This is a genomic window from Brucella pituitosa (assembly GCF_965577835.1).
Classification (GTDB): domain Bacteria; phylum Pseudomonadota; class Alphaproteobacteria; order Rhizobiales; family Rhizobiaceae; genus Brucella; species Brucella pituitosa.
The window spans coordinates 1,147,223-1,169,736 of sequence record NZ_OZ264092.1 but is presented as its reverse complement, the minus strand read 5'-3'; the positions used below and the strand labels follow the sequence as shown (position 1 = coordinate 1,169,736).

Below are 22,514 nucleotides of genomic sequence, written 5' to 3'. Positions count from 1 at the left end.
ATCGAGAATCCGGCAAGTAACCCTTTGTTTCGGGCTAGCTGGTTATCGACAGCCAGTTGGGCCGACAGATGAGAGTGGCATAGTAGCCCGAGTTGTCCGAACTGGTAAAAAACTGCCGCGCAACAAAATCGATCAGTTTGCGAACTGACGTTTATAAACCGTCGGCGGAACCCCGAATTGGTTACGAAAATGAAGGCGAAATGACTCTACTGAGCCAAAACCACAGCTCTCAGCCAGCGATTGCATAGACAGGTTGGTTGTCTCAAGCAGCGAGCGCGCATGTTCAAGTCTCACCTCTCGCAACCAATTCCCCGGCGACTTCCCCGTTGCATCATGAAAGCGACGGAGAAACGTTCGTCGGCTCATGCAAGCCTTCCGAGCGAGTTTTTCAATGCTGAAGTCTTCATTGAGGCGACTACGCAACAGATCAAGTAACGGTGCCAATGTTGAACCCTGTCTCACTGGAACCGGCCGCGCAATAAATTGCGCCTGACCGCCCTCACGGTGGGACGGTATTACCATCCGTCGAGCGACATGATTTGCGGCCTCAGACCCAAAGTCTCGGCGTATGAGATGCAGGCAAAGATCTATTCCTGCCGCACAGCCAGCTGACGTTAGAATATTGCCTTCGTCGACATACAAAACAGAAGGCTCAACGTGAATATCGGGATATGCGGCGGCGAGTGCGGGAGCGTGTCGCCAATGCGTTGTTGCGCGTTTGCCAGAAAGCAAGCCCGCGGCCGCAAGTACAAAGCTCCCGGTACAAATGGAAACCAAGCGGCACCCGCGCAGGTTAGCTCGACGGAGTGCATCAATTAGCCGATCCGGGACCGGTTCATTAACGCCCCGCCATCCTGGAATCACAATCGTTCCTGCTTCCTCCAGTATATCCAAGCTAGAATCGACAGAGAAAGCGAGTCCGTTTTCGGCCTTGACCTGTTCGCCGTCCACGCTGGCTAAGACCATCTTGTATTGTGCGTCGGCAAGCTCCGGGTCGGCGGAAAAGGCCTCAACGGCAGTGCCGAACTCGAATGTACATAAGCCATCATACACCAATACCACCAGCTTACTGTTGGTGAGGCTATGACGGGAGGAAGTGCGGTTTGTCATAATCTTACCGATACATGTCATTTGCGCCACTTTCAATGCCATGTCTGAGCGTTAGACATGTGCACTCAACATCGTGCGCTGTACGTGTGTTTTTGGCACAAGATTACCGGTTCGGTGACAAGTCTGGAGTTCTAGCGTCGATAATCTCAGAAATTGGGGCAGATGTGCATGACGGAAATGGCATTCTTGATGGGGTTACTCGTCGCAATATCGTGGGGTATTTCCGATTATCTTGCGGGAAAAACCTCAAGGCTGGTCGGCGTCAATCGTACAGCCATATTTACACAGTCTGTGGGTTTCATCTTCGTCAGTATGTTTATCCTGATGACACCGGCAATCCGTATTTATACGGCAGAGGTCGGGCTGAGTGGATGGGGATATGGAGCAACTTCAGTATTGCTGAACCTCGCGGGGGCACTGGGGCTCCTTAAAGCATTCTCTTTAGGAAGGGTTGCTTTGATTGCTCCTTTGGTCACGGGGTACGCTGCGATCACGACGACGCTCGACTTTTTCACGGGAACCCCTCTGGCGGGACTTCAGCTTGTAGGTATCATATTCTGTTTGATCGGGGCTCCGCTTGCCGCAGCAAAGGCTGGGTCCGACAATTCCTACCACGCAAGTGGAGTTCTTTATGCGCTCGCTTCTTCCGTATGCTTCGGTGTTGGCTTTTGGATACAAGGAAAGTTTGCGGTTCCTGAGCTTGGTGCAGCATTGTCATTGTGGCTGTTTTTTGCGATCGGTGTTCCTGTCTTGCTGCTAATAATGACCGTTAAACGGGAGAATATTCTGCCTCCACGTGCAGCATTGCCTATTCTGAGCTGCCGGAGCTTTTGCACTCTTATTGGATATGGGGGCTTTGCTATAGGCGTGTCATACGGTTCCGTTGCTGTAGTCACGGTTTTGAGTACATTTGCGGCGGCTGTCGCTGCGGTGCTTGGATTGACATTCGGAAAAGAGCGCCTGAATTCCATCCAATGGATTGGCCTTATATCCATCATTCTCGGCGTGGTATTGCTGAGAATTCCATAGGGGAATTTTTGGACTGCACGTTCATGAATAATTTTTTTATGAAAGCACTCTGAATCGGATACGCTGAAGCATATTTTATGGTCTTGGGAACATTGTTGATAATTCCGCACTTGCAAAGTCCACAAAGACGCGAAGTTTTGGCGATAAATGCCGACTTGTTGGCCACATGATACTGACCTTGGTTCGAGTTTGAAGATAAGATTCCAGTACGCTGATGAGAGAGCCTGTTTCTAATTGTCGGGCTACTGCAACGTCTGGAACGCAAGCGATTCCAATGCCGTTCTCTGCAAGGCAGATTTGGGGTTCGAGCGTATTCATCAGTACACTGTTGGTCAGTTCGAGATGAATCGGCGTGCCATTGCGGGACAAGGGCCAACGGTCGAGCTTACCCGTTGTGGCGAAGCGATAGATTAGGCAGGGATGCCCGACAAGATCTTCGGGGCTGACTGGGATTCCAACACCTGTAAAGAAATCCGGCGAGCCCACGATGGCTCTGCGATAGTAGCCGAGTGATCGTGTCATCAACCGGGAATCCGCATGATCGCCAGTGCGGATGACGGCATCGAAGCCCTCATCAATCACGTCGACCAGTCGATCGCTGATATCCAACTCCAGTTCGATCTGTGGATGGAGACGCATAAATGCCGCGATCTTTGGCATGAACAGTGTCCCTATCGATGGCATGCTGACGCGTAGCTTGCCCTGAGGGGCAGCCTGCGTCTGCGACAGTTCAGTTTCGGCTGCTTCGAATTCGCACAGTATGCGTCTGCACCGCTCAAGAAACATCGCCCCTTCAGGAGTTAGCGTGATGCTGCGCGTGGAGCGGTGAAACAGCCGGGTGCCGAGGCGGTCTTCAAGCCGCTGTACTGCCTTGCTGACCGCAGAAGCCGAGACTCCGAGCTTGCGACTCGCTTCGGTGAAACCATTGGCATCTGCTGCCTGAACGAAGGCGTGGAGCGATCCGAGACTGTCCATATTGGGGGTTCCTTATGCACGACATAAATGTCCAAAGTGTTATGAACTATAGCCTATTTTTCGCCCATGTGGAAACGGATACCTTCACCGTCGATTTGGTTGCCGTATCGTCACGTCCTTTTCTGGAAGTGGCAGTCCCTTGGCTGCCGCATATCCGAACGACCTAAGGAGGCACTACCCCGATGACTATATTTAACAATGCGACGTCGGATATGCCGGCCAAGGAGAAGCTACCTCTTGGTGGGCTACTGGCACTGGCATTGGCGGGCTTTGTCACGCTCATGACAGAAGTGATGCCTGCGGGGCTGCTGCCGCAAATCAGTATGAGCCTCAGCATCGCCGAAAGCATGGCGGGGCAGCTTGTCACGGCTTACGCGGCAGGTTCGCTCATTACCGCTATCCCCTTGATGACCCTTACACAGACGATGCAGCGGCGCGGCCTTTTGCTGATTGCTCTGGGTGGTTTTGCAATCGTCAACACGGTGACGGCGGTTTCCGATTACTATTGGCTTACACTGACGGCGCGTTTCTTTGCGGGGATGTTCGGCGGAATCGTCTGGGCATTGATCGTTGGGTACGCTGCGCGCATGGTGCCGCCCCATCTTGCTGGCCGCGCCATTGCTATCACAGGGATCGGTGGACCACTCGCTTTCACGATTGGCGTCCCGGCAGGCACTTGGCTTGGCGTCCTGCTCGGTTGGCGGGTATCATTCGGACTAATGAGCGCGCTTGCTCTGATCCTGATCGCATGGAGCCTTCTAAGGTTGCCTGATTTTGCAGGTCAACTGCGCGGACAGCAATATTTGATCCGTCGGGTTCTGACCTTGCCGGGATTGATGCCCATTCTGTTCGTCATGCTTGCCTTCGTTGTCGCACACAACATTCTCTACACGTACATCGCGCCATTCCTCGCTCCATCTGGCCTCGCGGATCGGGTCGATCTTGTGCTTCTGATCTTTGGTGCCGCTGGTGTCCTGGGTCTTTGGATCGTTGGTACGCTGATCGACAGACACCTCCGTCGTCTGGTGCTGGTGAGCTTATTGGCTTTCGGCTGCATCGCACTTGCTTTTGGTTTTGCGAGTACATCACCGGCTATCGTCTTGGTTAGTGTGGTGGTCTGGGGCGTCGTCATGGGGGGCGCACCAACGCTGTTTCAAACAGCGGAAGCAAAGGCCGCTGGCGATGCAACTGATGTTGCTCAGGCTATGTTCGTTACGGTCTGGAATACAGGGGTTGCGGGTGGCGGGCTTCTTGGCGGAATACTTTTGGATGGCTTTGGTGTTACGTCGTTCCCTTGGACACTTTTCGCGCTGACAATCCCGGCACTGCTCGTCTCTTGGCTTGCATCAGGACACGGGTTTCCGCCCGTAACCAATGTCCGACGAATGGCACCTTAAGCGGATTACATCAGATGCGTAGGCGGCCATCTCAGCATTTGCATCCCATAACGCCTACTTCATTGCTGTGCCGTCGCATTCCGATGGCCGCACTAATCCAGACGCTAACGGTTGCCGAATATCTCAGCTTTTCCCACGCGGCACAGGCACTTCGCACCAGTCAGTCGAGTGTAAGCACCCGTATCAAAGCATTGGAGACCGATCTTGGGGTCGTCCTCTTTGACCGTAATACGCGTGGTGTTCGTCTGACGGAAGCCGGGCGCAGGTTCATCGAACAGGTCAATAATGCAATGGGCATTCTCGATCATGCGGTCAAGACGGCCGGGATGCGGGCACGCGGCGAGGACGGTGAGCTTTGGATCGGCGTTCATGGCCTTGTCGCGGGTGGATTTCTTGATCGGTTACTGGAACGCTTCCACGGGAGATATCCTAATGTCCGCCTGCATATCACTGAAGGCACAGCACGAGACGCTCAACTCATGCTGCGCGAGGGTAAGCTCGACCTGATCTTCATTGCCGGGATGCACGACATCTGCGATCTCAATTCCCGGATCATCTGGCATGACCGGCTGATGGTGGCGCTGTCGATCAAGCATCCGTTGGCAGCTCAATCGGACGTGGAGTGGCGTCAGCTTGCAGAGGAAACTTTTCTTGTCCGATATGGTGGCACGGGTCCGCAGGTTCATGATCTGATTATCATGCGTGCAGCAGGTCGCTGGCCTGTTCCTGCTATTCAACGTTATGATGTTGGCCGGGATACGCTTCTGTCGATGATAGCTGCCGGACAGGGCATTTCGCTTTTCGCCAAGGAAAATCTATCGCTTGCACCATCGGGCATCGTTGTTCGTGAAATCACAGATGAGCCGGAAGCCGTGGCCTTCTCTGCGGTCTGGTCACCGAACAATCGCAGTCAGATATTGCGTAATTTTCTTGGTCTTGCGGAAAGGATGCAAAAGGAACTGGATCGGTAATCAGTGCCTTGGCTTTTCTGCTTGAACGATGAGGCCGGAGCGGCGCCATTCCGTCAAGGCCAAGCCGCTTCGCGGTGGCGCTATCACGCCAGCCTTGACCGAATGGCACCGCCCCCGACAGAGGCTGGGGAAGCAGATAAGGCGAGGGGTGAGCGCGAGCACTCCCCTTTTGACGGCAACGCCGGAGACGACAATGAATTGCAAACTATCCGATTTGCCGCCGATCCTTCGCTATAGCCGCATGGCGTTCGAAATCGTTTCAGATTTCACGCCGGGTGTTGCTTCATACCTGTTCGGTTCCAATAGAAAACAGGTTGAAGTATGGAAGACGAAACAAAACCGTCACCGGATGAAGGCTGGAAGCCGACCAATGACAATCATCCGCCCAAACAGCAAGGTGACGACAGCGATATTGCACCATGGCAGAAGCTGGACAAGGTTGTGCTGTCCATTGCCCGCCTGATTGGCAGGCAGATGGCACGAGACGATTTTGAGCGGCTTCACGCTGCCACCGCCAACGATAATGACGAGCCTCGCAGCATCAAAAACGACGAGGGCGAGGCAGACGAGGATTGATCGAACGGAGAACCGCCCTATGACCCGTGCAGCCCTTTATGCCCGCTATTCATCCGACAACCAGCGGGAGGCATCGATTGAAGACCAGTTCCGGCTTTGCGAGGAATATGCAGCACGCGAACGCTGGCAGGTGACGGGTAGCTATCAGGACGCGGCCATATCCGGTTCCAGCACTATTCTCCGTTCCGGCATCCAACATCTTGTGCGGGATGCGCAGCGCGGTATGTTCACGGTTGTTCTGGCCGAGGCGCTGGACCGTATCAGCCGCGATCAGGCAGACGTTGCCACGCTCTATAAGCATTTGAAGTTTGCGGGCGTTACTATCGTCACCTTGGCTGAGGGGGAAATCTCCGAGCTTCATGTCGGCCTGAAGGGCACGATGAATGCGCTATTCCTGAAAGACCTTGCCATGAAGACGCATCGTGGCCTTCGGGGCAGGGTGGAGAAGGGCAAGGCGGGTGGTGGTTTGTGCTATGGATATAAGGTGGTCAAGAAATTCGATGCCAACGGCGAGCCGATCCGGGGCGACCGGGAGATCATTCCCGACGAAGCCGACACTATCCACCGCATCTTCAAGGAGTTCGCTTCCGGTAAAAGCCCGAAGGCGATTGCAGTTGACCTGAACCGGGAAGGCGTTCCCGGTCCGCTTGGTCGCGCATGGGGTGACACCAGTATTCGCGGGCATGTCAGCCGGGGAACCGGTATCATTAATAACGAGCTATATGCAGGCGTTCTTGTCTGGAACCGCCTGCGGTACATCAAAGACCCGTCCACCGGCAGGCGCGTATCGCGCATCAACCCGGAAAGCCAATGGATCAGGACCGATGTTCCGCATCTGCGTATCGTGGACGATGAGCTTTGGAACGCCACCCGTGCACGCCAGAAGCAGATATCGGAAATCTTCGGGCCAAACCCAGCAAACACGCTCGAAGGTCGAATGAAACGCGTCCATCTGGCAAACAGGCCGGTTCATCTGCTTTCCGGCCTTCTGACCTGCGGATGCTGCGGTGGTAAGATCGGCATCATCACGCCGAACCGTTATGCTTGCCTCAACCACCATCGGCGCGGCACGTGCGACAATCGCCGCTCCATCACCCGCCAGAACATAGAAGCCCGTGTCCTGACAGGCTTGAAAGAGCGGCTTGTTTCCAGCGAAACAGTTGCGGAAGCCGTAAAGGCCTATGCAGAGGAAATGAACCGCCTCAACCGCGACCGTCGTGTACAGGTGCAGACCGACCAGAAAGCACTTGCGAGGATCGAGAAGGCAATTGCCGGGATTATCGCGGCTATTGAGGACGGCATGTATCAGCCGAGCATGAAGGCCCGCATGGACGAGCTTGAGCGGCAGAAGGCCGAGATTACCGCCCGTATGGCGCAATCCCCGGCTGACATTCCGGACATCCATCCGAATGTCGCCAATCTCTACCGCCTTCGTGTGGAACGCCTGACCGAAGCCCTCAGCGACCCGGACGGCGGCAGGCAAGCAGCGGAAGCCCTTCGCTCCCTTATCGGGGAAATCATTCTCATGCCCGGCGACAAGCGCGGCGAGGTTCATGCCGAGCTACGCGGCGAGTTGTTCGGCATTCTCGACTTTATCAAGGCGGAAGACAGCGGTAGGCTGGCCGGTTTTATGTCCACAGCCAATGCCTGCCCCCGCAACCAAAAAAAACCCGCCGTAAGGCGGTTTTTTTGTTGCCAGCGAGGCCTAAATCTCATGATAATTAAAAAAGCCCCAGCTTATAAGCTGGGGCTTTTGCCGTTCCAGGACAAGAAAACATCGCGAGTGGCAATTACTTGGAAAAATATATCCCAACATCGTGATTGCAAGAAATATTGTCGCAGCTCCAGAAACTGATAGAAGCGCTGTGAAACACGTCCCACGGAGATGGCAATGAAGCTCTATTATAAACCCGGCGCATGTTCTTTGGCCCCGCATATTGTTCTTAGCGAAGCTGGGTTTGCCTATGATCTGGAAGTCGTTGATCTGAAGGAAAAGAAGACGGCAAGCGGTGCTGACTATCTGAAGATCAATCCGCGTGGTGCCGTGCCAGCAATAGAAATTGAATCGGGTGTGGTGATTACCCAGAACGCGGCTATTTTGCAGTACATTGGCGATCATTCGGATGTAGTAGCATTCAAGCCAGCTTATGGCACGATTGAACGCGCACGTTTGCAAGAAGCACTGGGCTTTTGTGGTGACCTGCACGTCGCGTTTGGTGGCCTATTTGCGCCTAATCCAACGGAAGAAGCCAGGGCTACGGTGATCGCTTCGGTTAATCGCCGTATGGGGCAACTTGAGGCTATACTGGAAGACGGTCGCGCATACTGGCTCGGTGCAGAATTTACACAGGCGGATGCCTATGCCTCAGTTATTCTGGGATGGGGGCTGGTTATGAAGGTGGATCTCACGGCTTATCCAAAAGCTCTCGCCTTACGTGAGCGCGTGATGTCGCGGCCTGCTGTGCAGAAGGCACTCAAAGAAGAAGGCCTTATCTGAACTTATAAGCCGAAGGCGGAAATGCCTTCGGCTTATATGATTGCGGGTTGAGCGTCTTAACGTTGCTGCGGAGATGAGCATCGCCAGCCATTCAAGCATCGCTTTAGCTATTCTCCGGCACATGTGGCGGATTAGGCGTCATCGCATTGGATGAGGGTGCGGCTTCTGCCGTCTGTGAAGTTGCGGCGGCAGTGCCTTCCAGTTCGAATTTATCGACGCGCATTGATTGATTTTTGCGCCAGCCGCCGCGAAGATATAGCGCTCCCGCCATGAGCATTGTGGACAGCATAGCCACCGGAAAGCTGAGCCAAAGCGCGTCCGGGCCGAGCCAGTCTCGCATGCCTACCGCAACGCCCAGGCGAACCGGATACATCGACACAAAAAGGATGATGAGCGGCCAGATGACCTGCCCGTTTGCCCGAACGGTTCCAAACAGAACCATCGAAACGCCAAAGGCGATAAAGCCCCAGGTGGCGATCTTTCCAATATGTTGACCGATTGCAATAGCAGGACTTTCAGCGCCCAGGAAAATCTGCATGGCCTGTCTGTCCGCGATGAGCAGCACAACAACGAGAACGCCGGTCATCAGGATTGCATAGAGAACTCCGATGCGGGTGATACTGTTCACGCGATCCCACTTACCCGCGCCAATATTCTGCGCGGCCATGGCGCTGACGGCGGCACCCAAAGCCATCGCCGGCATTTGCACATAGGTCCATAATTGTTGCGTTGCGCCAAAGGCTGCAGTCGTGTTGACGCCTTCCTGATTGACCAGACGCATCATGGTGAGCATGGCGCTGGATACCACGATCATCTGGATACCCATAGGAAGCCCTTTGCTGAAAATCAGCTTCAAGACCTTGAGATCGGGCACCAAAAGCCAAAGCTCTTGTCCTTTGAGGCGCAGTGGCAGGTCCTTGCGGTAAACATAGATCAGCATCGCCGCGAGGCTGATGTAATTTGCAATGGCCGTAGCCAATGCAGAACCGGATATGCCTAAAGCGGGTATCGGACCGATGCCCAGAATGAATAGCGGATTAAGTGCGATATCGAGAACGACGGCCAGCCCCATGAATATGAGCGGCGTTATGGAATCACCGCTACCGCGAAGCGCCATCATCAAAATGGTCTGCATAAGAATGGCAGGCATGGCGACGAACGTTACCTGAAGAAATGCACGCGCCAATGGCTCGATAGTTTCTGGCGTCCCCAGTAGCCCCAGCACGGTGGGTGCAAGAAACCAGCCAATTATTGCGATGATAATGCTGACCGGAATGAAAGCGCCCAGCGTTGTGCCTGCTATCGCGCGCGCTGTTTCTATATCGCGCCGTCCGAAAGACTGACCAATGAGAATTGTAGAGGCCATGCCGAAGCCAAAGACGAATGCCGTTAGCAGAAACATCACCAGATTGCCGTTGGTGGTTGCGGCTAACGCATCTGTACCGAGTAACTGTCCGATCCAGATTGTGTCGATGGAGCCATTTGCGGATTGCAGGATCGAAGATCCGAGTGTGGGCAGGGCAAAGAGCAACAACGCTTGATTGATGGGTGCGGTTGTCAGATCAATGGTTTTCTTCATCCTGCCTCAATGTTGTTCACCTGTGTTGCCAATCATCGATCTTGGATAATGCTTCCAAGTCTCAAATAATTCAAATCGCTACCTCGAACGATCGAGTTGAATTGTAATCAAGAGAAAATAAAAACAATGTTTTGGCTTTAATATAGACGTTTGACTGCTATCTTGTCCCGGAATCAGGCCGGGCCTCTTTGTTCAGATGATCAGCTTTGCCTGCAAGAACGTCGATTTTGGAATGGTTTGGTATGATCTCTCGTCTTCTCACGGCTGGCATGACATTGGCATTCGCAACCTCTGCGAATGCTCAGGCACACACTGCCCCATCAGTTCAACTGGATAAGTTCATCCCTGTTTCGCAGGTCAGTGGGGTCGATATTGTGCGCCTTACAGAACTGCCGAAAGCTCCGAAAAAGAATGAAGAGACGGAATCCTGTGTTAACCGGGCCAGCAAGACGCCAAGTGCCGAGGCGCGTGCAGTTGAAGAGCATGGCTGGACGTTAACCGGTGAAGCGAAACTTGGTTCTCTGCAGGTCGTCAGTTTCGTTGCCGACACCGAAGAAGGTACGAGCGGATCATGCCTGCTGAAAGATGGTAACATTGCCTTTTATGACGACGGTAAACTCGTCGCACTCGCCTATGCATCCAAAAAGACCGCTTTGAGCCTGGGCCGTGTTGAAGAACACGGTGACGTTCTGCGCCTTTGGGATGGTGATCTGGTTCAGCAGCCGGTTGCCGATGTGAAGCTTGTCGGAGGGAAGGGTATCGTCATTACCGCGTTGCCAAATGAAGAGAAGTTCTGCGCAGGGCAGGTAACAGTTCCCAATGTTCGTCATGTACCGATCATTCTGGCACGCATGATGCTCAAGGAATATGGCTGGCAGCCAGAGCAGAGCAAGCAGGAACCCGATAGCACGTCGCAGGACCTGCTGGATATGGGGATCAACGAGGTCGATGGCTGTGCGGGAACGGGCTTTGGCTTCTGTGGCTTTGAGTACAAGAATGCTGGCAACAGTCTTTCCGTTGCAACGGTGGGGGACTCACCTGATACACCATCCGTCATTTCTTATGACGTGAAGTGCTCGAATTAAAGGATAGCCCGAAAAGTGTGAAATGGCTTTCGTAGGTTAAGCCGTCACAATTTTTGCTTTAACGAAGACGTCGTAGCGGGTGCTTTTGCCCAGTATTTGATGGGAGGGCTTGCGTAGCCCAGCCATCGGTTCTGCACGCAATGGCCATTTGAGCACGACACGATTTTGCGCATGCTCCAGTGCGACCAGCATCAGCTTTTCGGAATCCGGGTCGGTGCCGACGATTTCCCGGATCTGGCGCATTTCCTTTTTGACCAGTGCTGAATTGCCTCGTGGTGGATGCATGGGATCAACCAGAACCACTTGTGGCTTGAGGTCGGGGAGTAGCTGGCAGGAATCGCCATGCAGCAAGGTCATTCGTGATACAGTCTCGGCATATTGTCCGCCCTCAGCCGCCGCACGTGCCAATCCTTCAGCGAGCAGATCATGCATTTTTTGCGAGCGCTCTATGAGTGTCACCCTGGCACCCAGTGAAGCGAGCAGGAAGGCATCCCGCCCAAGTCCCGCTGTCGCGTCCACTATGTCGGGCGTGACACCGCCGGTTAATCCCGCAGCCTTGGCGAGTGCTTGCCCCCGGCCTTCACCTGAGCGGAACCTGTGACCAACTGCGCCACCGACAAAATCAACAATAAGCTCGGATGCTTCTGCTTTTTGCGACATGGTTGCTCTTAGAACGGACAGGGGACGGTGAATTTAACATCGCGTCCATCCGGATGACGAAAAGCGACTTCTTCTGCATGCAATAGCAAGCGGTCTGCGGCTGTGAGTGCAGCTCCTTCCGCGTAAAACTCATCCCCAAGGATGACATGACCTATTGCTTTCATATGGACGCGTAACTGATGAGTGCGTCCGGTCAACGGAAACAGGCGGAGCCGCGTCGTGTCTTCGCCACGCTCCAGAACCGTCCAATGCGTCTGAGCGGACTTGCCGTTTTCACGGTCTACCCGATGGCGAGGTTTGTTATCCTGATCGATCGCTAAGGGCAGATCAATCATCCCCTCATCATTTTCCACGCGTCCCCATACTTCTGCTACATAGGATTTCTGGGTTGTACGCGCCTCAAATTGCGCGGCAATTGCGGCATGCGCTTTGCGATTGAGCGACATCAACACCAGACCAGACGTATCCTTGTCGAGACGGTTGATCATCAGTGCATTTGGAAACTGTTTTTGTACACGTGTCGCAAGACTATCCGACAAGGCAGGATGACGCCCCGGCACAGACAATAACCCGCTTGGCTTGTCCAGCACCAGAATGTCCGCATCACGATGAATGATCGAAATATATGGCTCCAGCGGTGGAGTATAAATGGGAAACTCAGAAGATAGCACACTCATATTGGTGATCTAGCATGGTTTGGCTCTCTTCGAGAAGTGCGGAGACAGTGTAATTGAATATGCTTGGCTGGTGCAGTTATGCCGTAAGTGAGCTATTCTGAAACTTATAAGTGCCCGATAGCCGATAGGATAATGACGGAGAGGGTGGAGTTTCCGGGTCGTTGAGCATGACGTGCATATAGGTTATCTTAATAAGCAGTAGCTTAATAAGAAAATCCTTTGGGATATGAAGGTGTGACTGTCATTGTTGCTGCAACAGTAGAGAGTGTTAATGCCCATCAAAGATGACGCCGTGCTGAGCCAGTTGCGAGATGAGCTGAAGTGTCTGCGACTTGAATTAGAAAGCAAAGAAAAACTCATCAATGAGCAGGCACAAACGCTTTCACATTTCAAAAAAATATACGGGCAATCTTCTATTGTCGCTCAAATCGGTATCTGGGAGTGCACGTTACCCGAAGAGGAGTTAACCTGGTCGGACTATGTGTATGATATTTTTGAGCTTCCACGGGGTGCACCGCTTAATCGGTCTGAGACACTGGCTTGCTATACTGAGAATTCCCGGCAGGAACTACAAAAGCGCAGATCGGGTGCTATTGCAGAGTGTAGCGGCTTCACCCTGGAGGCCGAAATAAGGACATTCCGCGGTAACAAGCGCTGGATACGCATCACGGCTTCTATCGAATGTCAGGATGATATACCGGTTCGAATTTTTGGTATGAAGCAGGATATTACTGATCAGAAAGCTTTATTTGATCGGATAGTTTATCTTGCTGAATATGATCAAATGACGGGACTGGCTAATAAAAGCCAGTTCCATTTAAAGCTGACTTCGGCGCTGGAATATGCCGACATTGACAGCAAATCAGGGTTTCTTCTGCTCATTGATCTGGATGGGTTCAAAAGTATAAATGACGATTATGGTCACCTCGCCGGTGATGAGTGTATTAAGGTGATGGGAGAGCGTCTCAATACAATAAATCAAATAGGAAATAGTATTTTCAGAATAGGTGGAGACGAGTTCGCCGTTATTACATCGAACTATTATGATAAAGAAACAACCGAGAAACTTGCGCAAAACATAATTGACCGTCTCTGTGAAGATGTGATTTTTGATAATCAGAAATTAAGGCTCGGAGCATCTGTGGGAATAGCGCAGATATCCGGAAACTCTGCATCGAGTGTATTTATCAATGCGGATGCGGCACTTTATTCTGCCAAGGCTGATGGGAAGACGACATTTCGTTGCTATCGGCCAGGTATGGAAAGCCGCCCATCCAGAATTGAGTTTTGATCAGATTTGAGTTTTTGCTTCCAATTGTTGCGTGCTGTCTTAGCTTATAGGGTGTGGGGGTTCGGAAACGGCTCGTGTTGCTGCAACAAAGGAGATAGCGGATGTCACAGTTGAATGTAGCTGTTCTGGTTGGAAGCCTGAGAAAAGATTCGTTTAATCGCAAGGTGGCTGTGGGGCTGAGCGCTGTTGTGCCCGATGGTATGACTTTAACGACAATCGAGATCGGCGATTTGCCGCTTTATAATCCGGATCTGGATACGGACGTACCACCGGCAGCATGGACGCGGTTTCGATCGGAAGTGAGCAAGACAAATGCCGTTCTGTTTGTGACGCCCGAATATAACCGATCCGTGCCAGCTGCTTTGAAGAACGCACTTGATGTGGGTTCGCGCCCATATGGTCAAAGCGTGTGGAGTGGAAAACCAGCTGCTATCATAAGCGGTTCACCGGGCAATATCTCTGGCTTTGGTGCCAATCATCATCTGCGGCAATCGCTGGTATTCCTCGATATGCCGACCTTGCAACAGCCCGAGGCTTATCTCGCATATGTTGATAGGCTCGTCGACGAAAGCGGCAAGCTGGTGCCTGACACCGCCAAGTTCCTTGGCGATTTCCTCACGGCATTTGACAGATTTGCTCAGAAGAACCTTTAAAACTTCATGCTGCTTGCAAACATTGGCGCGCTTTCGGAATGAGAGCCGCCTCTGAGCTTCCGGATCGCAGTCAATAAATAGCCGAGCGATACGCGCGAAGCCGGTTTGGTGTCTGTTGACAGGGGGGATGGGCAGCCCTACTTTATATGCGAATATTCTAAAATACTTTTTAGTTTCATGGTGATAGGATGATGACACGCCGTCAAACCTTGTTGGGTGCTGCCGCCGCTGCCGTCGGTCTGTCGATGCACGCGCGCCGAGGGCAAGCGGAAGGTCAATCGGCTCGTTCTGCCGGTTTTTGGTATCCGGAAGAAACAGAGCCGCATGAACGCACTTTCATGCAATGGCCGGTGAATCCGGCTGTGTATGACGATCCTGATTTTCTTGATGATATTCAGAAAACGATCGCGAAAATAGCCAATACTATCGCGGAATTCGAGCCGGTTGTGATGCTGGCTGCAGCAAAACACCATCCTGCTGTTCGCAAGCTGGTGTCGCGCAATGTGGAATTATGGGACATTCCAACCGACGATTTGTGGTGTCGCGATTCCGGTCCCTCCTTTGTTGTTGATGGCAAGGGTGGTCTCGCCATCACGCAGTTCAATTTCAACGGTTGGGGCAACAAGCAGACCCACCGCGCAGACGGGAAGATCGCGGCGCGGATAGCCGAACGGATGGGATTGCAGGTTTTCGACGCAGGTCTTGTGGGTGAGGCGGGAGGAGTTGAAACCGACGGCCAGGGCACGCTGATCGCTCATGAAAGCACCTTCATCAATGTCAACCGAAACCGGGGCAGCAAAGCTGAAATTGAGAAGATGCTGCTGGACACGATGGGTGCACGCAAGATGATCTGGGCGCCCGGGATCATCGGTGCCGATATCACCGATTATCATATCGACGCGCTTGCCCGTTTTGTTAAGCCCGGACAGTTGCTGATCCAGATGGGAGATAAGATCGATCCCGACGACCCCTGGTCGGCTGCCGCCTTCGAAACACATGACATACTGGCTGCAGCCACCGATGCGGAGGGACGCAAGCTGGATATGGTCATTTTGCCGGAACCTTATGACATACGTTCGAGCAACAGCGATTTCGTGTCTTCCTATGTCAATTACTATGTTTGTAACGGCGCGGTGATAGCCGCCGAGTTCGGGGATCGTAAAGCCGATGAACGGGCTGCGGCTATTCTTGGCAAACTCTATCCCGGTCGGGAGATTGTTACATTGAATATCGATCCGGTGGGTGAGGTTGGCGGCGGTATCCATTGTGCCACCCATGAGCAACCCAAGGTCTGAACATGTGGAACTGGTTACGGCGCAATACTGAACAATTGGCCGCTCTGGGCGGGATAGCGACGGCCTTTGCCGCGCTCTCGGCGCTGATTATCATTCCTTATCAAGTCAGTCAGGCCGATCTCATTCAGCGCGACCAGACTGCGCGCGAAATATATCGCGAGTTCCTCAATTTGACGGTGCAAAAACCCGAACTGGCGCAGGCCGATTATTGCTCGCTAAGAGGCACGACCGAGCTCACCGCCTATGGGGCATATGTCGAGTATCTGCTTTATACGTCTGAACAGATGATCGAAACCTCACCGGACTGGCGTGCGCCGATGGCTGGATACTTGAGTGATCACATGGAATATCTGTGCGATGCCGAGGGGTTGGGCGCGCGTGACGGTGTGGCAGATCTGCTGGCACAGACCGGACTGGTCTGCAAGCCCGAAAATACTTGTCAGGAAAACACGCGACCTTGAAGTGATATGGCGGAGAGGGTGGGATTCGAACCCACGGTGGAGTTACCCCCACGCCGCATTTCGAGTGCGGTACTTTCGACCACTCAGCCACCTCTCCGCATTGTGCACTACGGTAAAACGATCTAGGAAAATCGCGCCGTCGGTAAGCATCTAAAGCGAATGCTAAGTGTGTAGCGGCTCAATAACGGGCCAAACACAATTAGACAAGACCTAATTTGCATTCTAGGAGGAAAATTCTTGACTTTTCCGCTACCTCATATCTATAAGCACCTGACTTTATGTGTGGGGTAGCCCGCGCTTATTGTTTTGATTGGAGATTTCCGGTTTTCGGGGCTCTGGTCAGGAGGCTGAAAAGCTTCCAAAATCAATCGACTGATAAAAAGACGGCCCGTGCCTGAGGCGCTTGCGTTGCAGGGATGAGAGCTGGACCGAACGACCCGAAAGGAAAACAAATGTTCGCAGTCATTAAGACTGGTGGCAAGCAGTACCGCGTTGCCGCAAACGACCTGATCAAGGTTGAAAAGGTTGCTGGCGAAGCTGGTGACATCGTAGAATTTGCAGAAGTTCTGATGGTCGGCACGACCATTGGCGCGCCAGTTGTTGAAGGCGCTCTGGTAACGGCCGAAGTCGTTGAACAGGGCCGCGCTCGCAAGGTTATCGCGTTCAAGAAGCGTCGCCGTCAGAATTCCAAGCGTACCCGCGGTCATCGTCAGGAACTGACGACCATCCGTATCTCGGAGATCCTCACCGATGGTGCGAAGCCTTCCAAGAAGGCAGAAGCCAAGAAGGCAGCTCCGAAGGCAGACGCCGCTGAAGGCGAAGCCGCAAAGCCAAAGAAGGCAGCGCCTAAGAAGGCTGCAGCCAAGGCTGAGTCGGCTGAGTAAGTAGAAGAGATTAAAGGAGAAATCCAATGGCACACAAAAAAGCTGGTGGTTCGTCGCGTAACGGTCGCGATTCAGAGTCGAAGCGCCTTGGCGTAAAGAAGTTCGGTGGCGAAGCTGTCGTTTCTGGCAACATCATCGTGCGCCAGCGCGGCACGAAGTGGCATCCGGGCGCCAATGTTGGCCTCGGTAAAGACCATACTATTTTTGCTACCACCAACGGTTCCGTTGCTTTCCGCACGAAAGCCAACGGCCGTACCTACGTATCGGTTAACCCGATCGCGGAAGCAGCAGAGTAAGCCGGACCTCTATAAAGTACCGGCGTCCCATGGACCCGGTACATATGGCGACCTGCCAGAAGATCGAAGGGAAGATGGGACAACCATCTTCCCTTTTTTCATCTGGAGGACAGAACAATGGTCGTCGAAGTTTTAGAAGAAGATTATTACGAGAGCTGTAGTGAGCGGGAGGCCAGCTATGCTGATCTCTCGCCGGGTTTAGAGCACGCACTGGATTGCCCCGTTCTCGTTACTGACAGGCTGGTTCTTCGCCCGCCACACACCGAAGACGTGGATGCAATTTCCTATCTTGCCAATAACGCCCGCGTCTCCGCTATGCTCGCCCGTATGCCTCATCCATACACCCGCGAAAATGCTGTCGATTTTGTCGAGCGCGTCCGAAAAGGCGAGATGGGCAATTGCATTTACGCGATTACCCAAGCTGAAACCGGCATATTTATGGGTTGTTGTGGCATCCACGCGCATAAACATGGCGAGGGGCTGGAGATTGGTTATTGGCTCGGCGAACCCTATTGGGGTCATGGCTTTGCCACGGAAGCTGCCCATGCATTGATCGATCTGGCTTTCCGGGCCACGCCGATCGAGCGGCTGCATGTTTCATGTCGCGCCAGCAATGGTAGCTCTCGCCGTGTGATCCATAAGTGCGGCTTCCAGTTCAGCAACATGGGCATGTCGGATTCGCTCGCTGCCGGGAATGTTCCTGTCGAGCGTTATGTTCTTGACCGGCGGACCTGGATCGGCCTGAGAAGCTGGCAGTCATAATCAAAAAAGACGGTCCTGCGCGATAACCGCAGGACCGATAAAGATCGGGGAATATAATGAACGATACTTATGCTGTCGCCTGTGAAAGGGTTGTTGTTCGCGCACTGGACAAGGGAGACCTGCACCGGTTCCGCGCGATACGGCTTTCGGCTCTGCAGCTCGCGCCACAAGCCTTCGGCTCGACCTTTGAAGAAGAAAATGCCTATTCCGACAATGTGTTTGCGCGTCGTCTGGAACAGGTGAACGGCAATGTCATTTTCGGTGCATTTGATGGCGAAAACCTGATGGGCATTGCCGGGATGTTCCGGCATGAACGCAAGTCGGAGAGGCACCGTGGCACTCTGGTCAGCGTCTATGTCGCTCCCGAAGCACGTGGGTTGGCTCTGGGCAAGGCGCTCGTTGGACGGATTATCGAACATGCGGCGCAGCATGTCGTGATACTGGATGCAAAGGTCGTGGCAACCAACGAGCCTGCGAAGCGCATCTATTACGGGCTCGGCTTCAAATCCTACGGCGTTGAGCGCAAGTCGCTTTATGTGCAGGGTCAGTATCTGGATCAGGAGCTGCTCTATATCGATTTCAGTGATCCTGCGTGGAAACTGAACTTAGGCTGAAACCCTTATGTTTGAGTGAATTGAATTTGACGTTTGTTGCTTGTAGCGGCGTGATGCAAATGTCGAAATCAGACCACTAGCTGTTTGCAGGACAAGGGTTTTGCTGTAATTGCAAATCGGATTGCGCAAGATTGCGTGCGGTCCCAAGTTTAAGACGCGCTACGATACAAGTTTCGAATGCGTCACAAGAGGTAAGTTCAATGAAATTTCTCGATCAGGCCAAGATTTACATTCGCTCCGGCGCGGGCGGTGCAGGCGCTGTTTCGTTCCGGCGCGAGAAATTTCTTGAATTCGGCGGTCCTGACGGTGGCGATGGCGGGCGCGGCGGTGATGTCTGGGTTGAAGCTGTCGATGGTCTCAATACGCTGATTGATTATCGCTATCAGCAGCATTTCAAAGCCAAGACCGGCATGCATGGCATGGGTCGCAACATGACTGGCGGCAAGGGCGACGATGTCGTACTCAGAGTGCCGGTTGGCACGCAGATTTTTGAAGAAGATAATGAAACGCTGATTTGCGACATTACTCAGCTCGGTCAGCGTTATCGCCTTGCCAAGGGCGGGAATGGCGGCTTTGGCAATCTGCATTTCACCACATCCACAAACCGTGCGCCGCGCCGTGCCAATCCCGGCCTCGACGGTATTGAGCGCACGATCTGGTTGCGTCTGAAGCTGATTGCCGATGCTGGTCTGGTTGGTTTGCCGAATGCGGGTAAATCCACATTCCTCGCAAGTGTGACAGCGGCCAAGCCAAAGATTGCTGACTATCCTTTCACCACGCTGCATCCCAATCTTGGCGTGTCGCGTGTCGATGGTCGCGAGTTTGTGATCGCCGACATTCCTGGTCTTATCGAAGGTGCAAGCGAAGGCGTGGGCCTTGGCGACCGCTTCCTTGGCCATGTCGAGCGCACGCGCGTGCTGTTGCATCTGGTGTCGGCGCAGGAAGAAGATGTGGCAAAGGCTTACACCGTCATTCGTGGCGAGCTTGAAGCCTATGAGCATGGTCTTTCTGACAAGACTGAAATTGTAGCGCTGTCGCAAATCGATACGCTTGATCCGGATGCGCGCAAGGAAAAGATCAAGGCACTGAAGAAGGCCTGCGGGCGCGATCCGCTGCTGCTTTCAGCCGTTAGCCACGAAGGCTTGAATGATGTCTTGCGCCAGCTTGCAAGCGTGATCGATAAGAGCCGTGCAGCGGAAGCTGGAACAGCCGAAGAAGAATAACAGTTGAGGACGCGGCGCAGGAACTGAATGCATGTTGAAACAACTCAAAGATTATCGCCGCATCGTTATCAAAATCGGATCTGCGCTTCTCGTAGATCGTTCAACGGGTCTCAAGCAGAACTGGCTTGAAAGCCTGGGCCAGGACATTGCCAGCCTTTCGCGGGCAGGTGTGGAAGTCCTGGTCGTTTCTTCGGGGGCCATTGCGCTTGGCCGTACGGTTCTTGGCCTGCCGAAAAAGTCGTTGAAGCTTGAGGAAAGTCAGGCTGCCGCTGCTGCCGGTCAGATCGCACTCGCCAAGGCCTATGCCGATGTGCTCGGTAGCCACGGCATCAAGTCTGGTCAGATTCTGCTCACACTGGCCGATACCGAGGAGCGTCGCCGTTATCTCAATGCGCGCGCGACCATCGAAACATTGCTGAAACTTGGCGCCGTCCCGATCATCAACGAGAATGACACAGTCGCAACCACCGAAATTCGTTATGGCGACAATGATCGTCTGGCGGCTCGTGTTGCAACCATGATGGGCGCAGATCTGCTCATTCTGCTTTCGGATATTGATGGGCTTTATACAGCTCCACCGCATAAGAATCCGGATGCGCAGTTCCTGCCTCTCGTGACGGCGATTACCCCGCAAATCGAGGCTATGGCGGGAGCAGCTGCGTCCGAGCTATCCCGCGGCGGCATGAAGACCAAGCTTGATGCGGGCAAGATTGCCAATGCCGCAGGCACGGCAATGATCATTACATCCGGCACGCGTATGGCACCGCTTTCAGCCATCGATCATGGCGAGCGTGCAACCTTGTTTGAGCCGTCGCGTGCGCCGGTCAATGCCTGGAAGACATGGATTTCTGGCAATCTGGAGCCCGCTGGAAAATTGCTGGTGGATGCCGGTGCGGCAAAGGCGCTGAAGTCTGGAAAATCGCTACTGCCCGCAGGTGTCAAAGAGATCGAAGGTCAGTTCGAGCGCGGCGATACGGTTGCAGTGCTGAATGAAGATCGTCGCGAAATTGCGCGCGGGCTGATCGCTTATGATGCTGACGATGCGCGCAAAATTGCCGGGCATAAAAGCGATGAGATTAGTAGCATTCTTGGTTATGATGCGCGTGCTGCGATGATACATCGCAATGATCTGGTTGTGCGCGGCGTGACTGCGGTTGAGACAGAAGAAGCATAAAGGGTGGAGCGGATGCTGAACAAAGTGGACGGGGGAGCCGACATTGCAGCCATCATGGCGGAAGTTGGTCGCAAGGCCAAAGCTGCTGCAGCACCACTCGCAATAGCAAGCGCCGAACAAAAGAACACTGCCCTGCTTGCCGCTGCCGATGCGGTCCTCGCAGGCAAGGATGCAATTCTTGCAGCCAATAAGCTTGATCTTGCCAATGCGGCAGAGAGCGGTATGGCTGCATCATTCGTTGACAGGCTGACGCTCGATGACAGCCGCATAGAAGCCATTGCCGATGGTATCCGTGCGATTGCTGCTCTGCCTGATCCTGTCGGTGAGGTGATTGCCGAATGGGACCGTCCCAATGGTCTTCACATCGAGCGCGTGCGCACGCCGCTCGGTGTGATTGGCGTCATCTATGAAAGCCGTCCCAATGTAACGGCGGATGCCGGCGCGCTCTGCCTCAAGGCCGGTAATGCGGTGATCCTGCGTGGCGGTTCAGATTCCGCTCACTCCTCGGCTGCGATTCACCAGGCACTGGTGACTGGTCTTGAAGCTGGCGGACTGCCTGCCGATGCTATCCAGATCGTGCCTGTGACGGACCGCGCTGCGGTTGGTGAAATGCTCAAAGGTTTGAACGGCGCGATTGATGTGATTGTGCCCCGTGGCGGCAAAAGCCTTGTTGCGCGTGTGCAATCAGAAGCGCGTGTTCCGGTCTTTGCGCATCTCGAAGGCATCTGCCATTTGTATGTCGATGCTTCTGCCGATCTTGATATGGCACGCGCCATTGCGGTCAATGCCAAGATGCGCCGTACCGGCATTTGCGGCTCAGCTGAAACGCTTCTTGTGGATCGCGCCGTTGCTGCAACGCATCTTGTACCAGTTCTGCAAGATCTGGCTGCAAAAGGCTGTGAAATTCGTGGAAGCGACGAGGTGATGGCGCTTTATCCCAATGTGAAGCCCGCAACGGAAGAGGACTGGTCGACCGAATATCTTGATGCGATCATTTCCGTAAAGCTCGTCGACGGTGTTTCGGGCGCGATCAAGCATATCAATCGTTACTCATCACATCACACCGAGGCGATTATCGCTGAGGATGCCGAAGCCGTTGCACGCTTCTTCAACGAGATCGATTCAGCCATTCTGCTGCACAACGCCTCGACGCAATTTGCTGATGGTGGCGAGTTCGGCATGGGCGCGGAAATCGGTATCGCAACCGGCAAGATGCACGCACGCGGGCCGGTGGGTGTCGAACAACTGACCTCGTTCAAATATCGTGTTCGCGGTAACGGACAAGTTCGTGGTTAGGCTTAGCAT

The 22,514-nt window shown here is 53.6% G+C and carries 23 protein-coding genes and 1 tRNA gene; 18 read left to right on the top strand and 6 right to left on the bottom strand.

Features of this window, described 5'->3' with window-relative positions; genetic code table 11:
* Positions 1–132 precede the first annotated feature (132 nt).
* Positions 133–1,110, bottom strand: coding sequence for a transcriptional regulator FtrA (gene ftrA, locus ACSME1_RS05650; RefSeq protein ID WP_152544393.1), 978 nt, complete (start codon positions 1,108–1,110; stop codon positions 133–135).
* Positions 1,111–1,278: 168 nt separating this feature from the next.
* Here ftrA and ACSME1_RS05645 point away from each other — a divergent pair, with 168 nt between their 5' ends.
* Positions 1,279–2,139 (top strand): EamA family transporter, encoded by an 861-nt coding sequence (locus ACSME1_RS05645; RefSeq protein ID WP_435654946.1) that lies wholly within the window; start codon positions 1,279–1,281, stop codon positions 2,137–2,139.
* A 75-nt stretch (positions 2,140–2,214) separates the two neighbouring features.
* On the opposite strand, the gene ACSME1_RS05640 is transcribed toward ACSME1_RS05645, so the two are convergent.
* Positions 2,215–3,114 (bottom strand): LysR substrate-binding domain-containing protein, encoded by a 900-nt coding sequence (locus ACSME1_RS05640; RefSeq protein ID WP_024896908.1) that lies wholly within the window; start codon positions 3,112–3,114, stop codon positions 2,215–2,217.
* Positions 3,115–3,296: 182 nt separating this feature from the next.
* Here ACSME1_RS05640 and ACSME1_RS05635 point away from each other — a divergent pair, with 182 nt between their 5' ends.
* From ACSME1_RS05635 to gst, 5 genes are all read left to right on the top strand, one after another.
* Complete coding sequence (locus ACSME1_RS05635) at positions 3,297–4,511, top strand: MFS transporter (protein ID WP_435654945.1); 1,215 nt, start codon at positions 3,297–3,299, stop codon at positions 4,509–4,511.
* An 83-nt stretch (positions 4,512–4,594) separates the two neighbouring features.
* Positions 4,595–5,482: a LysR family transcriptional regulator gene (locus ACSME1_RS05630; protein ID WP_024896910.1), complete on the top strand. Its 888-nt coding sequence runs from the start codon at positions 4,595–4,597 to the stop codon at positions 5,480–5,482.
* 321 nt (positions 5,483–5,803) lie between these two features.
* The gene (locus ACSME1_RS05625) at positions 5,804–6,058 is read left to right on the top strand and encodes a hypothetical protein (RefSeq protein ID WP_024896912.1); all 255 of its coding nucleotides are present in this window, start codon (positions 5,804–5,806) and stop codon (positions 6,056–6,058) included.
* A 19-nt stretch (positions 6,059–6,077) separates the two neighbouring features.
* Positions 6,078–7,913, top strand: coding sequence for a recombinase family protein (locus ACSME1_RS05620; RefSeq protein ID WP_024896913.1), 1,836 nt, complete (start codon positions 6,078–6,080; stop codon positions 7,911–7,913).
* Between the two features lie 36 nt (positions 7,914–7,949).
* Complete coding sequence (gene gst, locus ACSME1_RS05615; protein WP_024896914.1) at positions 7,950–8,555, top strand: glutathione transferase; 606 nt, start codon at positions 7,950–7,952, stop codon at positions 8,553–8,555.
* 103 nt (positions 8,556–8,658) lie between these two features.
* Here the strand turns inward: gst and ACSME1_RS05610 are convergent, their stop codons facing one another.
* A complete protein-coding gene (locus tag ACSME1_RS05610; RefSeq protein WP_024896915.1) occupies positions 8,659–10,134 on the bottom strand; it encodes an MATE family efflux transporter in 1,476 nt (491 codons plus the stop codon).
* Positions 10,135–10,376: 242 nt separating this feature from the next.
* On the opposite strand from ACSME1_RS05610, the gene ACSME1_RS05605 reads away from it, so the two are divergent.
* Positions 10,377–11,219, top strand: coding sequence for a hypothetical protein (locus ACSME1_RS05605; RefSeq protein WP_024896916.1), 843 nt, complete (start codon positions 10,377–10,379; stop codon positions 11,217–11,219).
* 36 nt (positions 11,220–11,255) lie between these two features.
* On the opposite strand, the gene ACSME1_RS05600 is transcribed toward ACSME1_RS05605, so the two are convergent.
* Both ACSME1_RS05600 and ACSME1_RS05595 read right to left on the bottom strand, forming a co-directional pair.
* Positions 11,256–11,879, bottom strand: a complete 624-nt coding sequence (locus tag ACSME1_RS05600) for a class I SAM-dependent methyltransferase (RefSeq protein WP_024896917.1) — start codon at positions 11,877–11,879, stop codon at positions 11,256–11,258.
* Positions 11,880–11,887: 8 nt separating this feature from the next.
* Positions 11,888–12,556, bottom strand: coding sequence for an RluA family pseudouridine synthase (locus ACSME1_RS05595; RefSeq protein WP_024896918.1), 669 nt, complete (start codon positions 12,554–12,556; stop codon positions 11,888–11,890).
* A gap of 271 nt (positions 12,557–12,827) precedes the next feature.
* Here ACSME1_RS05595 and ACSME1_RS05590 point away from each other — a divergent pair, with 271 nt between their 5' ends.
* From ACSME1_RS05590 to ACSME1_RS05575, 4 genes are all read left to right on the top strand, one after another.
* Positions 12,828–13,847, top strand: coding sequence for a GGDEF domain-containing protein (locus ACSME1_RS05590; RefSeq protein ID WP_024896919.1), 1,020 nt, complete (start codon positions 12,828–12,830; stop codon positions 13,845–13,847).
* Positions 13,848–13,948: 101 nt separating this feature from the next.
* Entirely contained in the window at positions 13,949–14,500 is a 552-nt protein-coding gene (locus ACSME1_RS05585) for an NADPH-dependent FMN reductase (RefSeq protein WP_024896920.1), read from the top strand.
* Positions 14,501–14,688: 188 nt separating this feature from the next.
* Positions 14,689–15,795 carry an agmatine deiminase family protein gene (locus ACSME1_RS05580; RefSeq protein ID WP_181151657.1) on the top strand — a complete coding sequence of 369 codons (1,107 nt, stop codon included), beginning with the start codon at positions 14,689–14,691 and terminating at the stop codon, positions 15,793–15,795.
* 2 nt (positions 15,796–15,797) lie between these two features.
* Positions 15,798–16,256, top strand: coding sequence for a hypothetical protein (locus ACSME1_RS05575; RefSeq protein WP_024896922.1), 459 nt, complete (start codon positions 15,798–15,800; stop codon positions 16,254–16,256).
* A 7-nt stretch (positions 16,257–16,263) separates the two neighbouring features.
* Here ACSME1_RS05575 and ACSME1_RS05570 read toward each other — a convergent pair.
* Positions 16,264–16,353 (bottom strand) — tRNA-Ser (locus tag ACSME1_RS05570).
* 355 nt (positions 16,354–16,708) lie between these two features.
* On the opposite strand from ACSME1_RS05570, the gene rplU reads away from it, so the two are divergent.
* The 7 genes from rplU (at position 16,709) to ACSME1_RS05535 (ending at position 22,505) form a co-directional block, all read left to right on the top strand.
* Positions 16,709–17,140, top strand: a complete 432-nt coding sequence (rplU, locus tag ACSME1_RS05565) for a 50S ribosomal protein L21 (protein WP_024895852.1) — start codon at positions 16,709–16,711, stop codon at positions 17,138–17,140.
* Positions 17,141–17,166: 26 nt separating this feature from the next.
* Complete coding sequence (gene rpmA, locus ACSME1_RS05560; RefSeq protein ID WP_007876947.1) at positions 17,167–17,436, top strand: 50S ribosomal protein L27; 270 nt, start codon at positions 17,167–17,169, stop codon at positions 17,434–17,436.
* 117 nt (positions 17,437–17,553) lie between these two features.
* Positions 17,554–18,198, top strand: a complete 645-nt coding sequence (locus ACSME1_RS05555) for a GNAT family N-acetyltransferase (RefSeq protein ID WP_024895851.1) — start codon at positions 17,554–17,556, stop codon at positions 18,196–18,198.
* Positions 18,199–18,254: 56 nt separating this feature from the next.
* Positions 18,255–18,812, top strand: a complete 558-nt coding sequence (locus tag ACSME1_RS05550) for a GNAT family N-acetyltransferase (RefSeq protein ID WP_105706895.1) — start codon at positions 18,255–18,257, stop codon at positions 18,810–18,812.
* 200 nt (positions 18,813–19,012) lie between these two features.
* Positions 19,013–20,035: a GTPase ObgE gene (gene obgE, locus ACSME1_RS05545; RefSeq protein WP_100558538.1), complete on the top strand. Its 1,023-nt coding sequence runs from the start codon at positions 19,013–19,015 to the stop codon at positions 20,033–20,035.
* 31 nt (positions 20,036–20,066) lie between these two features.
* Positions 20,067–21,209 (top strand): glutamate 5-kinase, encoded by a 1,143-nt coding sequence (proB, locus tag ACSME1_RS05540; RefSeq protein ID WP_105706894.1) that lies wholly within the window; start codon positions 20,067–20,069, stop codon positions 21,207–21,209.
* Positions 21,210–21,221: 12 nt separating this feature from the next.
* Positions 21,222–22,505, top strand: coding sequence for a glutamate-5-semialdehyde dehydrogenase (locus tag ACSME1_RS05535; protein ID WP_105706892.1), 1,284 nt, complete (start codon positions 21,222–21,224; stop codon positions 22,503–22,505).
* The last annotated feature ends 9 nt before the right edge of the window (positions 22,506–22,514 follow it).

Coding starts and splice junctions, on each gene's coding strand:
- ACSME1_RS05620 (WP_024896913.1), top strand. CDS start 6,078: ATGACCCGTGCAGCCCTTTATGCCCGCTATTCATCCGACAACCAGCGG.
- rplU (WP_024895852.1), top strand. CDS start 16,709: ATGTTCGCAGTCATTAAGACTGGTGGCAAGCAGTACCGCGTTGCCGCA.
- gst (WP_024896914.1), top strand. CDS start 7,950: ATGAAGCTCTATTATAAACCCGGCGCATGTTCTTTGGCCCCGCATATT.
- ACSME1_RS05555 (WP_024895851.1), top strand. CDS start 17,554: ATGGTCGTCGAAGTTTTAGAAGAAGATTATTACGAGAGCTGTAGTGAG.
- ACSME1_RS05645 (WP_435654946.1), top strand. CDS start 1,279: ATGACGGAAATGGCATTCTTGATGGGGTTACTCGTCGCAATATCGTGG.
- ACSME1_RS05605 (WP_024896916.1), top strand. CDS start 10,377: ATGATCTCTCGTCTTCTCACGGCTGGCATGACATTGGCATTCGCAACC.
- ACSME1_RS05635 (WP_435654945.1), top strand. CDS start 3,297: ATGACTATATTTAACAATGCGACGTCGGATATGCCGGCCAAGGAGAAG.
- ACSME1_RS05600 (WP_024896917.1), bottom strand. CDS start 11,879: ATGTCGCAAAAAGCAGAAGCATCCGAGCTTATTGTTGATTTTGTCGGT.
- ACSME1_RS05590 (WP_024896919.1), top strand. CDS start 12,828: ATGCCCATCAAAGATGACGCCGTGCTGAGCCAGTTGCGAGATGAGCTG.
- ACSME1_RS05595 (WP_024896918.1), bottom strand. CDS start 12,556: ATGAGTGTGCTATCTTCTGAGTTTCCCATTTATACTCCACCGCTGGAG.
- ACSME1_RS05640 (WP_024896908.1), bottom strand. CDS start 3,114: ATGGACAGTCTCGGATCGCTCCACGCCTTCGTTCAGGCAGCAGATGCC.
- proB (WP_105706894.1), top strand. CDS start 20,067: ATGTTGAAACAACTCAAAGATTATCGCCGCATCGTTATCAAAATCGGA.
- ACSME1_RS05580 (WP_181151657.1), top strand. CDS start 14,689: ATGATGACACGCCGTCAAACCTTGTTGGGTGCTGCCGCCGCTGCCGTC.
- ACSME1_RS05550 (WP_105706895.1), top strand. CDS start 18,255: ATGAACGATACTTATGCTGTCGCCTGTGAAAGGGTTGTTGTTCGCGCA.
- ACSME1_RS05630 (WP_024896910.1), top strand. CDS start 4,595: ATGGCCGCACTAATCCAGACGCTAACGGTTGCCGAATATCTCAGCTTT.
- ACSME1_RS05585 (WP_024896920.1), top strand. CDS start 13,949: ATGTCACAGTTGAATGTAGCTGTTCTGGTTGGAAGCCTGAGAAAAGAT.
- ACSME1_RS05610 (WP_024896915.1), bottom strand. CDS start 10,134: ATGAAGAAAACCATTGATCTGACAACCGCACCCATCAATCAAGCGTTG.
- ACSME1_RS05535 (WP_105706892.1), top strand. CDS start 21,222: ATGCTGAACAAAGTGGACGGGGGAGCCGACATTGCAGCCATCATGGCG.
- obgE (WP_100558538.1), top strand. CDS start 19,013: ATGAAATTTCTCGATCAGGCCAAGATTTACATTCGCTCCGGCGCGGGC.
- ACSME1_RS05575 (WP_024896922.1), top strand. CDS start 15,798: ATGTGGAACTGGTTACGGCGCAATACTGAACAATTGGCCGCTCTGGGC.
- rpmA (WP_007876947.1), top strand. CDS start 17,167: ATGGCACACAAAAAAGCTGGTGGTTCGTCGCGTAACGGTCGCGATTCA.
- ACSME1_RS05625 (WP_024896912.1), top strand. CDS start 5,804: ATGGAAGACGAAACAAAACCGTCACCGGATGAAGGCTGGAAGCCGACC.
- ftrA (WP_152544393.1), bottom strand. CDS start 1,110: ATGACAAACCGCACTTCCTCCCGTCATAGCCTCACCAACAGTAAGCTG.